This window comes from Streptosporangium sp. NPDC087985, assembly GCF_044741965.1.
Taxonomy (GTDB): Bacteria; Actinomycetota; Actinomycetes; order Streptosporangiales; family Streptosporangiaceae; genus Streptosporangium.
In genome coordinates this window covers 84,669-97,645 of record NZ_JBIUTQ010000001.1, presented here as the reverse complement: position 1 = coordinate 97,645, position 12,977 = coordinate 84,669, and the positions used below count along the sequence as shown (strand labels likewise).

The 12,977-nt window shown below is 68.8% G+C and carries 10 protein-coding genes; 3 read left to right on the top strand and 7 right to left on the bottom strand.

What is annotated here, in order from left to right:
* Positions 1 to 84: 84 nt before the first annotated feature.
* The 4 genes from ACIN94_RS00490 to ACIN94_RS00475 form a co-directional block, all read right to left on the bottom strand.
* Positions 85 to 1,596 (bottom strand): protein kinase family protein, encoded by a 1,512-nt coding sequence (locus tag ACIN94_RS00490; protein ID WP_400697587.1) that lies wholly within the window; start codon positions 1,594 to 1,596, stop codon positions 85 to 87.
* A gap of 195 nt (positions 1,597 to 1,791) precedes the next feature.
* A complete protein-coding gene (gene murJ / locus ACIN94_RS00485; protein WP_400697584.1) occupies positions 1,792 to 3,396 on the bottom strand; it encodes a murein biosynthesis integral membrane protein MurJ in 1,605 nt (534 codons plus the stop codon).
* A gap of 28 nt (positions 3,397 to 3,424) precedes the next feature.
* Complete coding sequence (locus tag ACIN94_RS00480; RefSeq protein WP_400697581.1) at positions 3,425 to 5,584, bottom strand: DUF6049 family protein; 2,160 nt, start codon at positions 5,582 to 5,584, stop codon at positions 3,425 to 3,427.
* A gap of 46 nt (positions 5,585 to 5,630) precedes the next feature.
* The gene (locus ACIN94_RS00475; protein WP_400697579.1) at positions 5,631 to 6,152 is read right to left on the bottom strand and encodes an aminoacyl-tRNA deacylase; all 522 of its coding nucleotides are present in this window, start codon (positions 6,150 to 6,152) and stop codon (positions 5,631 to 5,633) included.
* A gap of 160 nt (positions 6,153 to 6,312) precedes the next feature.
* On the opposite strand from ACIN94_RS00475, the gene ACIN94_RS00470 reads away from it, so the two are divergent.
* Together ACIN94_RS00470 and ACIN94_RS00465 are read left to right on the top strand one after the other, a co-directional pair.
* Positions 6,313 to 7,713 (top strand): CCA tRNA nucleotidyltransferase, encoded by a 1,401-nt coding sequence (locus ACIN94_RS00470; protein WP_400697577.1) that lies wholly within the window; start codon positions 6,313 to 6,315, stop codon positions 7,711 to 7,713.
* Between the two features lie 46 nt (positions 7,714 to 7,759).
* Entirely contained in the window at positions 7,760 to 8,935 is a 1,176-nt protein-coding gene (locus tag ACIN94_RS00465; RefSeq protein ID WP_400697575.1) for an adenosylmethionine--8-amino-7-oxononanoate transaminase, read from the top strand.
* On the opposite strand, the gene ACIN94_RS00460 is transcribed toward ACIN94_RS00465, so the two are convergent.
* Positions 8,889 to 10,187, bottom strand: coding sequence for an MFS transporter (locus ACIN94_RS00460; RefSeq protein WP_400697572.1), 1,299 nt, complete (start codon positions 10,185 to 10,187; stop codon positions 8,889 to 8,891). The two genes, ACIN94_RS00465 and ACIN94_RS00460, sit on opposite strands and share 47 nt — an antisense overlap.
* 138 nt (positions 10,188 to 10,325) lie before the next feature.
* On the opposite strand from ACIN94_RS00460, the gene idi reads away from it, so the two are divergent.
* Positions 10,326 to 10,907 (top strand): isopentenyl-diphosphate Delta-isomerase, encoded by a 582-nt coding sequence (gene idi, locus ACIN94_RS00455; RefSeq protein ID WP_400697569.1) that lies wholly within the window; start codon positions 10,326 to 10,328, stop codon positions 10,905 to 10,907.
* 84 nt (positions 10,908 to 10,991) lie between these two features.
* Here idi and ACIN94_RS00450 read toward each other — a convergent pair whose 3' ends face one another.
* A complete protein-coding gene (locus ACIN94_RS00450; RefSeq protein ID WP_400697566.1) occupies positions 10,992 to 12,071 on the bottom strand; it encodes an inositol-3-phosphate synthase in 1,080 nt (359 codons plus the stop codon).
* Positions 12,072 to 12,099: 28 nt separating this feature from the next.
* On the bottom strand, positions 12,100 to 12,777 hold the full coding sequence (locus tag ACIN94_RS00445) for a helix-turn-helix transcriptional regulator (RefSeq protein ID WP_400697564.1): 678 nt from the start codon (positions 12,775 to 12,777) through the stop codon (positions 12,100 to 12,102).
* Positions 12,778 to 12,977 lie beyond the last annotated feature (200 nt).

The window sequence follows — 12,977 nt, the reverse complement described above, 5'->3', positions numbered from 1 at the left end:
GAACACCACTACGTGATAGATGGTGCCACGAAATCTCCCATGATCGTCAACAGGACGGGTAAAACCGATCAAATCGCCCCAATATCACTTCGTGGCGAAGATCTTGACGTCGACCACGGTTCCACGGAACTTGCCCTGGTAGGTCGGCATTTTGGTGAACCAGATCAGGACGTAGCGGCCCTTCTGCGGAGAATCGGTGGTGAAGGTCTTCTTGCCCGCCGCGTCGGTGAACTTCTGGACCACCGCCATACTGCCCAGATCCTGCGAGTCGCCGACCCGCAGCTCCGCGGCGCCGCCGGAGGCGGCGCCGAAGTCGACCGAGACCTGTTTCACCGGCACGCTCTGCCCCATGTCGAGTATGAGGCCGACGCCGTCCTTCAGCCGGCCGAAGTCCTCCGAGTCGTACGACTCGGAGTGCCAGTCGGTGGAGGGCTTGCCGTCCACCGCGTAGAGGGCGAGCTCGCCCCGCTCCTCGTGGTCGCCCAGCGGGTCGAAACCGGTGACGGAGGCGGGCTTCACCTCGCGGGTGGCGGTGGAGGTGGTCACGGTGGGTGTGACGGTCTGCTCCGCGGTCGGGGTCCCGGCATTGCCGATGCTGCGGCCGAGCGTCCAGGCCCCCAGGCCGACGGCCACCATCACCAGCAGCACGACCAGGGTCATGGCCACCTTGCCGAGCATCCCGCCGCCCGCCGGGCGCGGCTGGTGGTGGTACTGCATGGGGGGCGGCGTGCTGGGGCGCTGGGGTGCCGCGGTGTTCAGGCCATCCGAGCGCGAGGCCGTCACAGGGGGCAGGGGCGACGACGCCGCGGGCATGGGCGTGGGCGTCGGCATGGGCCGGGGCACCGAGGCGAGGGCTTCGGCGACCTCCACCGGTGTCGTCAGCGGTTCGAGCCCGCGCCTGCTCTCCGGCAGCAGCGCCCGGCAGGTGATGGTGTCGAGGTAGCCGGGAACGCCCGCGGTGACCTGGCGCGGCGTACAGAAGTGACCGTCGTCCATGGGGGCGGCGGGCAGGCCGCCCTCCTGCTCATCGCCCGGCCAGTGGCCCGTCAGCCCGGCGTACAGCAGGCGGCCGAGACCCTCGGCGTCGGCCCGGGCCGCGTCCTCGCTCGTCACGTCGGCCAGGACGGCGTCGACTCCCACGCCGAGCAGCTTGACCGTGCCGCCCGCCGTCCACACCAGGTGCTCGGGGGTCAGGCACAGGTGGGCCTGGTCCGCCTCGTGCGCGTGGGCGAGCGCCTCGGCGGCCTCCGCGACCAGTGCGGCGGCCCGCTCGGGATCCAGCGGCCCAGAGGTGATCATGTCGGTGAGGGTCTCCCCGCTGACCCATTCGCTGACGACGTAGGAGTGACCGTCGTCCTCGGTGGCGTCGAAGACCTGGGTCAGCCGCGGGTCGGTCAGCCTGCTGGCCGCGCGGGCGGCTGTGACGACCTCGTTGAGGCGGGGGAAGTCGGGGTCGAAGGTGTGCACGGCGACCGGCCGGGCGAGCACCTCGTCGATGGCCTTCCACAGAGTGGCCCCGCCGGACTCGTGGACACGATCCTCAAGCCGGAAACGCTCTGCCAGCTTCGTGCCTGGCTCGACGGCCGGGGAACTCATGAACTCTCCGCAACTGAGAACACGACAGCGCCATGCCGGGTTGACACATCAGGACACATCACGTGATGCCGGGTCGATCCGCCCACGCCCTCCTGCTTCCATTAGCCGCATGTCGTCACACGCGTCGCACCATGGTAGTCCCGCGCCGGTTCTGCCCGTGTTCTGCTTGTCAGACGCTTGGGACAAGTCTTTGGGTTACCGGCCTACCCGGCCCGCGACCATTCCAACGACCGAACTCACTTCCGGGATACGCATCCGGTGTGCGATGACCAAGTAGAGCACCATACCGAGGCCGCCGCCCCCGACGAGCATGATGGCCGCGCTGAGCGCGTTCAGGTCGGTCGTCTCCCGAGTGATCCACAATACGGCCAGCGCGGCCAGCGCGGCCGGCAGGGCGGCGATGTACATCCGTGACAGCCCGGCGGCCACCTCCCGCCCGTTCAGCCCTTGTACGCGGCGGCTGGCCAGAGCCCAGGCGACCCCGGTGCCCACCACATAGGTGATCGTGAACGCGAAGGCCAGGCCCATCACCACGTATTTCGCCGGGAGGGCGTAGGCGGCGAGAACGCTGAGCGCGATACTCGCCGCCGTGTTGCCCGCCCCGATGAAGACCGGGGTGCGGGTGTCGCCGAAGGAGTAGAAGACCCGCAGCAGGAGCTGGAAGAGCGAGAACGGCACCAGCGCCAGGCCGAAGATCTGGAGCACGTTGCCCATGTAGATCGCGGCGTCCAGGGTGTTGTTGCCCCACGAGTAGATCAGCACGGTGACGGCCGGCCCCAGCACCAGCAGCAGCAGTCCGGCCGGAACCAGCAGCGCCGACACCAGCCGTACACCCGAGGAGAACTCCTCCCTGACCGAGTCGAGCCGCCCCTCGGCGACCGACCGGCTCATCCGGGGCAGCATCGCGGTGATCACCGAGACCGCGATGATCCCGTAGGGGAGCTGGAAGAGCTGGAAGGGCTGGGCGTAGGCCGTGTTGCCCGCGCCCGGGACCGCGTTGCCCGCCCCGGAGGCGATGTTGGTGGTGACCAGGAAGCCGATCTGGGTGATGCTCACGTAGGCGAGGGTCCAGGAGGCGGTCCGGCCCATCTCGCCCAGCCCGGCGCCGCGCAGGTCGAACCGGGGGCGGAGACGGAAGCCGACCCGGTGCAGCGAGACCATCAGCACCACACACTGGGCCACGATCCCGGCGGTGGTGCCCAGCCCGAGCAGGGTGAGGTCGGCGTCGCTCACGTTGTTCACGTCGGCGCCCGCCTGGCCGGCCGTCAGGTAGTAGATCGCCAGAACGCCGATCATCACGACGTTGTTCAGCACCGGCGCCCACATCGGGGCGGCGAACCGGTCGCGGGTGTTGAGGATCGCCCCGGCGAGCGCTCCGATCCCGAAGAAGGCGATCTGCGGCAGGACGAACCGGGCCAGCATGACCGCGACCTCGATCCGCCGGGGGCTCCAGCCGTCGGTGTAGAGGAGGATCAGCGGCCGGGCGAGCAGCACGGCCACCACGGTGAGCAGCGTCAGCGCGATCGTCCCGACCGTCACCAGCTGCTGTTCGTAGGCCCGTCCGCCGTCGGGGTCGCTCTTCTGCCGCCGGACGACCATCGGCACCACGACGCTGCTCAGGACCCCGCCGATGAGGAAGTCGAACAGGATGAACGGGATCGCGTTGGCGACGGTGTAGGCGTCGCCCATCTGCGCGCTGCCGAGCGCGGCCACGAGCACCGCCGCCTTGACGAAACCCGTGACGCGGGAGGCCATCGTCCCCGCAGCCATGATCGCGCTCGCACGCAGAACCCTGCTCATGCGCTTCCTCCGCTGGGTCGATGGGGGTTCAGGACTCGGTGCTCGCCGACGCGCTCTGGCGCACCGGCGGTACGGGGGCCACCGCGGTCCGGCGGGTTCCCCGGCGGCGCAGGACGCGCATGATGACGGCCGCGAGCATCACCAGGAGGGCACCCCCGACGATTACCAGCGCGATCCCGGTGTATCCGGTGGTCCGCACGGTCAGCTCGACGGGCTTGCCGTACTTCCGGCCGTCCTCGGTGGTGAGCTGGACCGCCACGGTGGTCTGGCCGCCGGACGTCGTCGTCGCGGTCATCGGGACCCGGATGGTCCGGTTCTGGCCGCCCCTGATCGTGATCGACTCGTTCTGGGCCTCGTAGTCCTCGATCCTCAGCATGCCGGGCTGGTCGGAGGTCACCTTGAGCCGGACCGTGACCTGGTTGGCGTCGACGTCCTGGCCCAGCCCGTTGTGGACGGTGATCGGCACCTCTCCGTTCTTGCCGGCCAGCGTGCGGATCTGGGACTGCTCGGTGCCGGTGATGGAGATCTTCCCGATCCGCTCGTCGACCGCGCTCCCGACCCGTTTGACGTACGGCTTCGCGGTGTCGTCCCTGCCCCGCCAGGCGGACGAGGTGAGCCGGAGCAGTGCCAGGTCGAACACGTCGATGTCCTGGTCCGTGGTCACCGCGGCGGTCAGGTCGGCGCGGGCGCCGACCCGCTTGACGCTGGTCACGTACGGCTTGCTGAGCTCCTTGCGCCAGTCCTGGTCGGTGTAGGTGATGTCGGCCCGGGGGGTGGGGACGCCCCTGCCCGGCTTGATGGCGCCGAGCGTGGTCGGGCTGAGCCACGGCAGGGACGCGGCCGTCTTCACCAGGCCGGTCACATAGGCCGGATCCGGGTCCCAGCGCCGCGGTGGGGCGGCGATCACGGTCCGTGCGGTGGTGACGGGCTCGGAACTGATCATCGCGGTCTCCGCGATGAACCGCTGACGGTTCAGCAGGGCCGCGCCGGGTACCGAGGTCTCCGCACCGAGGATCTCGCTCAGCACCGTGTCGGTGACCAGCGCGGTGACCGGGCCGTTCACGCTCTCCACGGTCGCCGAGGCGTCCGGGGTGGTGGCTGTCGGGCCCGCCGGTGGCAGGTTCAGGGTGTCCAGCAACACGGTACGGACGCCGCCGGTGGCCAGCAGGTCCAGCCCGTCGTAGTCGATCAGCCCGTTCACCGGCCAGTTCACGTCGGTGGGGACGTCGCGGCCGAGGGTCTCCATCGTGACGATCCTGGCCGCCGCGATGCCGGTGCCCACGATGTCGTCGACGCCGTTGTGGGCGAGGGCGGTCACGTCGGGGTCGCCGTACGGGGTGGCCACGACCGGGGGTTTGGCCAGAGCCGTACTGAGGTTGCCGAGCCACGTGGTGGCCACCGCGTTCGCCGGGCGGTTCTCGCTCTTCTCCTTGGTCTCGATCATGTGCGCCTTGCCCAGCGCCTGGACGTCGTCGAGCAGAGCCGGGTCGACCACCCAGGTGAGGCCCCTGGAAGAGGTGGTGTCCTGGGCGATCTTCAGCAGGTTGCCGAGCCGCTTCCCGGTGGCCAGGGACGCGGGCAGGCTGTCGCTGAGGAAGGTGCGGTCGTCGGCCCGGCGGGGCTGGTCGATGATCGGCAGGACCATGGCGAGCCTGGTGCGCGGCACCCTGACGTCCCTGGGCATGTAGGACACGAAGGTGCGCTGGACGGCGAGCGGCTGGCCCGCCGGGTCGCGCGGGTCGCGCACCTCGATCGCCACCGGGTAGACGCCGAACCGGGATATCCCGAGCTCCTGCGGGGTGAAGGTGAACTTCCACGGCGCCTTCCCCGAGGGCGCGATGACCGGCGGCTGGAGGTAGCTCTGGTCGCGCCAGGCCGTGGGCTGCGGCGCCTCGCCGTTCTGGTAGGTCTGCATGTCGGCGCGCTGAGTGAACGGCTGGGACGAGTAGCGCATCCGGATCTGCAGGTTGGCGAGGGCCTCGGTGCCGGTGTTGGTGAAGGAGCCGGAGAGGGTGATCTCGGAGGTCGGCTCACGGGGCACGTCCGGACTGATCGCCTCCACCACGAGCTGGGGACCCTGGCGGCTCCCCGTGATCGTCCGGGCGTTCACCGTCGCCGGAAGGACCACGGCCGCGAGAAGGAGCAGCATGGTGGTGAGCAGGGCGAGTGGGGCGGCCTTGTTGATCACGTGCCGGCCATGGGTGGAGTACGGCGCACGCCCGTAATGCTATGGCCTATCCAGCGAGGGGAAAGGTCGTCGGCTCCCTCCGTGACCGGGAATGGACTAGGTCAATGGGCTTCCCTGAGACAAGTGTGAGCAGGTGGGCGGCACGTATCCGCAGTGCCGTGTGACGTTCTCCGGTGGGGGTGTGAACAAGTTCGGTGAGTCCGGTGAGGCGCTCGTCGACCAGCACGGTCAGCCCGTCGGGCAGCAGTAGCGGGCAGATCAGCCCTGCGGCGTAGTCGGTGACGGAATTCACAGTGAAGGCCGAGGCGAGACGGACTCGGCGGGCGCCCAGGGTGCCGCCGATCACGCCGGGCTGGGGAGGGGCGCCGACGGAACCGACGACGGCGACGGGTTCCCGGCCGATCCGGGTCGTGACCTCGAATACGGTGACCTCCACACAGGTCGCCGGTCTCGCGCACAGCAACTCCGGCAGCTCGCCGACGCACGTCATCGCGCGCGGAAGGCGTACGATCTCATGGTGGACCTGGTGTGCGAGGAGCCAGCGGTGGATCGCGAGGGCGTCCTTCATGTATGTGCTCCTTGCCTCGACGCACGGCCCCCGATGGTCTCTTGACTGACCGTAACCTGGTGATCGCTTCAGGTGTATCCCCCGAGGGGAACATGTTCCGTAACCGAAGGACCTACCCGGCTTGTCCCTTTCAAATCTGTCTGAGAGTCAGCGGCACGGCATGAGCGAGCTGTTCCGAAAGATCGCTCCTGTGGCCGACGAACTCGGTGAACTGTTCGCCGCACGGGGCTACCAGATCGCCCTCGTGGGCGGTTCCGTCCGAGACGTCTTCCTTGGCAGGATCGGCAATGATCTTGACCTGACCACGGACGCCCGTCCGGAGACGGTCCTGGAGCTCATCCGCGACTGGGCCGACTCCGTCTGGACGATCGGCATCGACTTCGGCACGGTCGGCGTGCGCAAGGACAACTGGCTGCTGGAGATCACCACCTACCGCAGTGAGGCCTACGACGTCAGGTCGCGCAAGCCCGACGTGGTCTACGGCGACACGCTGGAGGGCGACCTCGCCCGGCGTGACTTCGCGGTCAACGCGATGGCGCTGCGCCTGCCGTCCCGCGAGTTCGTCGACCCACACGGCGGCCTCGACGACCTGCACGCCAAGGTGCTGCGCACCCCCGGCCCCGCCGAGCGGTCCTTCGACGACGACCCGTTGCGGATGCTCCGCGCCGCCAGGTTCGCCAGCCAGCTCGGTTTCACCGTGGACCCGGCGGCACTCGCCGCGATGAGCGCGATGGCCGAGCGGATCGAGATCGTCTCCGCCGAGCGGATCCGCGAGGAACTGGACAAGCTGATCTGCGGCGAGAACCCCCGCGAGGGGCTCAGGCTCCTCGTCGGATCCGGGCTCGCCGCCCACGTCCTTCCCGAACTGCCCAGGCTCCGCCTTGAGATCGATGAGCACCACCGGCACAAGGACGTCTACGAGCACACGCTGATCGTGCTGGAGCAGGCGATCGACCTGGAGGAGAACGGTCCCGACCGCATTCTGCGCTGGGCCGCGCTCCTGCATGACGTGGGCAAGCCCAAGACCCGCCGCCACGAGCCCGGCGGGCGCGTCTCCTTCCACCACCACGAGGTGGTCGGCGCACAGCTCGCCAAGAAGCGCATGTCGGAGCTGAAGTTCCCCAAGGACGTCGTGGCCGACGTGTCCCGCCTGGTGGAGCTGCACCTGCGCTTCCACGGGTACGGCGACGGCGAGTGGACCGACTCGGCCGTCCGCCGCTACGTCCGTGACGGTGCACACCTGCTCGAACGCCTGCACAAGCTGACCCGTGCCGACTGCACCACGCGTAACAGGCGCAAGGCCCAGCTCCTGTCCCGGACCTACGACCAGCTTGAGGAGCGCATCGCGCGGCTGGCCGACGAGGAGGAGCTCGGCAAGATCCGTCCTGAGCTCGACGGCAATGAGATCCAGGAGCTTCTCGGCGTCTCCCCGGGCCCCGTTGTCGGCCGCGCCTACAAGTTCCTCCTGGACATGCGCCTGGACAAGGGCGTCCTCGGCAAGGAGGTCGCCGCCGAAGCCCTGCGCGGGTGGGCTCACGAGAACGGGCTGCTCCCTGGATAGGGTCGCGGACCTGGACCGCGAGCACGTCTGGCACCCGTACGCGCCGATGCCGCCGCGGGGGCCGGTGCACGTGGTCTCCAGGGCCGAGGGAGTGCGGCTGACGCTCACGGACGGGCGGGAGCTGGTCGACGGCATGTCGTCCTGGTGGGCGGCGATCCACGGCTACCGTCACCCCCGGCTCGACCGGGCGATCAGGGACCAGGTCGAGGACATGGCGCACGTCATGTTCGGCGGCCTCACCCACGAGCCCGCCGTACGGCTGGCGCACACGCTGGCGACCATGACCGGGCTGCCGAAGGTGTTCTTCGCCGACTCGGGCTCGGTGGCCGTCGAGGTCGCGATCAAGATGGCGTTCCAGTTCACCGGGAAGAGCCGCCTGCTGACGGTGAGGGGCGGCTACCACGGCGACACCTTCGGGGCGATGGCCGTCTGCGATCCGGTCAACGGCATGCACCACCTTTTCTCCGGCGCGCTGCCCGGACACGTGTTCGCCGAGCGGCCGCCGGCCGGGTTCGACCGGGACTACGTGACCCGGCTGGACGAGCTGGTCGCCGGGCATGCCCACGAGCTGGCTGCGATCATCGTGGAACCGGTCGTCCAGGGGGCGGGCGGCATGCACTTCTACCATCCGGCCTACCTGCGCAGGCTCCGTGAGCTGGCCGACGAGCACGGTGTCCTGCTGATCGCCGACGAGATCGCCACCGGGTTCGGCCGGACCGGGGAGCTGTTCGGGTGCGACCACGCCGGCGTGCGGCCGGACATCATGTGCCTGGGCAAGGCGCTGACCGGGGGTTACCTGTCGCTGGCCGCGACGTTGTGCACCGAGCGGGTGGCGGAGGGCATCGGGGTGCTGATGCACGGGCCGACCTTCATGGGCAATCCGCTGGCCACCGCCGTCGCGGGCGCCTCCCTGGAGCTGCTGCGGGAGCGCCCGTGGCGCGAGGAGGTCGGGCGGATCGAGGCCGGGCTCGTGCGGGGCCTGGTGGAGGCCGTGGACGCTCCCGGGGTGAAGGACGTGCGGGTGCTCGGCGCGATCGGGGTCATCGAGACCCACCGGCCCGTCGATGTAATAAAAATTCAGGACATCGTGATGCGGCATGGCGTCTGGCTCCGCCCGTTCAACCGGCTGATCTACACGATGCCGCCCTACTCGATCGGCGACGACCTGGAGAAGATCACGACGGCGATGACGGCAGCGGCTCGGTCGCTCGGGCCGGCGTGATCACCCGGTAGAGCACCGCGCCGCCCAGGTAACCGGCGGTGACGAGGCCCAGGACCGCCATCGACCTGCCGTCCGCCGGGAGCAGCGCCGCGGCCAGGGCCGCGGCCAGCACGTAGGTGCCGTTGAAGAGCATGTCGTAGATCGAGAAGGCCCGGCCGAGGTAGGCGTCCTCGACGTCCCGCTGGACACTCGTGTCCGCGCAGATCTTGATGCTCTGCCCGGCGACGCCGAGGATGAAGCCGGCGGCGGCGAAGCCCCACTGCTGGAACGGGGCGCAGAGCGCGAACGTCAGCACTCCGGAGGCGGCGAGCATGGCCGCCACCCACCTCTCGAGGCCGAAGCGCTCGGTGGCCCACGGCGTGACCAGGATGGCCAGGAAGTAGCCGACCCCGGAGGTGGCGACCACGATGGAGACCGCGTTCAACGCGTCCTCGGCGCTGTCGGCGAAGTAGTAGCGCGAGAGCATCACCAGCATCGCCGTGCACATGCCGTACATGAACCGGTGGGTGGCCATCGCCCCGATCGCGGCGGCGGCGCTCCGGCGGTGGACGATGTGCCGGGCGCCGTCGGCGAGGCCGCCCAGCACGTGGCGTACGGCCTCGCGGGCCTGCGGCCGGTCCGGGTCGTAGGCCGGCCCCAGCAGCTGCGCGCCCATGGTCCTGGCGATGAGCGCGCTGAGCCCGAAGACGAGGCCGGAGGCGACCAGCAGCACCGCCGTACCCCGGTGGTCCGCTCCGAAGATCGTTCGGAGCAGGTAGCCCGCGCCCGCACCCACGAAGGTGAGCACGGTGCCGGAAGTGGGGGTGACCGCGTTGGCCACCATCAGCCGGTCGGCCGGGACGACGTGCGGGAGCGCGGCTCCCAGCGCGGTGAGGAAGAAGCGGTTCACCCCGAGGACGGCGAGCGCGGCGGCGTAGAAGATCGCATCGGGGGCGTCGGTGACGATGAGCGCGGCGGTCACCAGCAGCAGCGTCCCGCGGACCAGCGGTGCGATCACCAGGATCTGCCGCCGGGACCAGCGGTCGATGAACACGCCCGCGAAGGGCCCCAGGATCGAGTACGGCAGGAGCAGCACGGCCAGCCCGGCCGCGATCTCGACGGCGCTGGTGCTCTTCTCCGGACTGAAGAAGGCGAATCCGGCTACGGCGAACTGGAAGATCCCGTCGGAGAACTGTGAGACCAGGCGGGTGCTGTACAGCCGCCGGAAGTCGCGTCCCTCAAGGACCACGCGTAGATCGGATACGAATGACACGCGCTCAGCCTACGCTCGACGGCCCCGGAGAATACATCGGGAACATCCCGGAAACACGTGGGCGGACATTTGCTTGCCTTTCATGATCTAGCGCCGATCGGGTGTGACGGACCGGCATGATCACGTACCCTCGGTCGGGTGACGCCTCATGAACACGTTGTGCTTGTCGACCCCGAGGGAAACCCGATCGGCACGGCCTCCAAGGCCGTCGTGCACGGTCCGGACACCCCCCTGCATCTCGCCTTCTCCAGCTACGTGTTCGACGACCAGGGACGGGTGCTCCTCACCCGCAGGGCGTCACACAAGCTCACCTGGCCCGGTGTGTGGACCAACAGCTGCTGCGGCCACCCCCTGCCCGGCGAGTCCATGCCGGCGGCGGTGACCCGGCGCCTCGCCCACGAGCTGGGGCTGGAGGCCGGCAAGGTCGACCTGCTGCTGCCGCGCTTCTCCTACCGGGCGGTCATGGACAACGGGATCGTCGAGCACGAGCTCTGCCCGGTCTACCGGGTGGTCGCCGGATCCGACGCCGTGCCCAACCCCGACGAGGTCGAGGACGTGCGCTGGATGCCGTGGAAGGAGTTCACCGAGGGGGTGCTCGGCGGCAGTCTGGAGATCTCCCCGTGGTGCCGCGAACAGGTTCCCCAGCTGGTCGAGCTCGGTGCCGACCCCTTCGGCTGGCCGGTCGCCGACCCCGCGGAGCTCCCTCCCGCCGTCCGCTGAACCCGGGCCGCCACACGGAGAAGCCCCCGCCTGGGCGGGGGCTTTTCTCATGGCTCAGAGGTCTCGCGGCTCACCGGCGAGGGATCAGCGCTCGACCTCGCCGCGGATGTACTTCTCCACATACTCGCGGGCCTCGTCGTCGGAGTACTGCTCCGGCGGGGACTTCATGAAGTAGGCGGAGGCCGACAGGATCGGTCCGGCGATGCCCCGGTCCAGGGCGATCTTCGCGGCGCGGACCGCGTCGATGATGATGCCGGCGGAGTTGGGGGAGTCCCAGACCTCCAGCTTGTACTCCAGGTTCAGCGGGGTGTCGCCGAAGGACCTGCCCTCCAGGCGGACGTAGGCCCACTTGCGGTCGTCGAGCCACGGCACGTGGTCCGACGGGCCGATGTGCACGTCGGCCTTGCCCATCTCGTGGGGGATCTGGGAGGTGACCGACTGGGTCTTGGAGATCTTCTTGGACTGCAGGCGCTTGCGCTCCAGCATGTTCATGAAGTCCATGTTGCCGCCGAAGTTGAGCTGGTAGGTGCGGAGCAGCTCAACACCGCGATCCTCGAACAGCTTGGCCATCACCCGGTGCGTGATGGTCGCGCCGACCTGGGACTTGATGTCGTCACCGATGATCGGGACACCGGCGTCGGTGAACTTCTGGGCCCACTCCGGGTCGGAGGCGATGAACACCGGCAGCGCGTTGACGAAGGCGACCTTGGCGTCGATGGCGCACTGGGCGTAGAAGCGGTCGGCCTCCTCCGACCCCACGGGCAGGTAGGAGACGAGCACGTCGACCTTGTTGTCCTTGAGGACCTGGACGACGTCCACCGGAGTCTCGTCGGACTCCTCGATCATGTCACGGTAGAACTCGCCAAGGCCGTCGAAGGTGTGGCCACGCTGCACGGTCACGCCCAGCGGCGGCACGTCGCAGATCTTGATGGTGTTGTTCTCCGAGGCCACGATCGCCTCGGACAGGTCACGTCCGACCTTCTTGGCGTCGACGTCGAACGCCGCGACGAACTCGACGTCGCCGACGTGGTAGTCGCCGAACTTGACGTGCATCAGGCCCGGCACCCGGGTGCCGGGGTCGGCGTCCCTGTAGTAGTGCACGCCCTGCACGAGCGACGTGGCACAGTTGCCTACACCGACAATGGCTACGCGCACCGAACCCATGGCACTCGCTCCCCTTGTTCTGAAGTGATCAGTTATTGTCTTGCGGGCCGGTATGCCGGCCCGAGTTCTCTGCTCCAGGCGCGGGCGCCCGGGATATTCCTTCATGTGTGGAATGTCGATCTTCGTCGGCCGAGGAGCCGCGCCGCTCGGTGGCGATCAGCTCATTCAACCAGCGCACTTCGCGTTCAACCGACTCCAGACCGTGACGCTGCAACTCGAGGGTGTAGCTGTCCAGCCGTTCCCTGGTGCGGGCGAGAGCCGTACGCACGCCGTCGAGTCGCTCTTCCAACCGGCTGCGGCGTCCTTCGAGGATGCGCAGGCGCACCTCGGCCTCGGTATGCCTGAAGAAGGCGAAGTGGACTCCGAAGCTCTCGTCCTCCCAGGCGGACGGACCCGCCTGGGTGAGCAGCTCGTGAAGCCGCTCCTTGCCCTCCGCGGTCAGCTTGTAAACGATCTTTGACCGACGGCCGGTGAGCGTTATAGGGCTCTCGGTGAGGGCAGGGTCCGTGGTGGACGCGCCGTCCTCCACGATGAGCCCGTCGGTCAGCAGCTGGCGGAGGCAGGGATAGAGGGAACCGTAGGAGAACGCCCGGAACATGCCGAGGAGAGCGTTGAGCCGTTTGCGCAGCTCATAGCCGTGTAACGGGGTCTCGTGCAGCGACCCGAGCACGGCGAGCTCCAGCACGCCGCCACGTCCGCTGGCCACCGGAAACCACCACCTCTCGTGCCGATGTATCGAGCCGATACATCTTGAGGATACGTCGAACCAACATATCCCTGCAATTAACGAATTTCCCAAGAGGTTGGGAGCAAACGGTAAAAAGCCGTAGTGTGACGCCCATGTGGTCACAGCGAACGGTGGTGGGTCATCGCCCCCGCACGGTCGGGACCGCCTTCCAATACGGG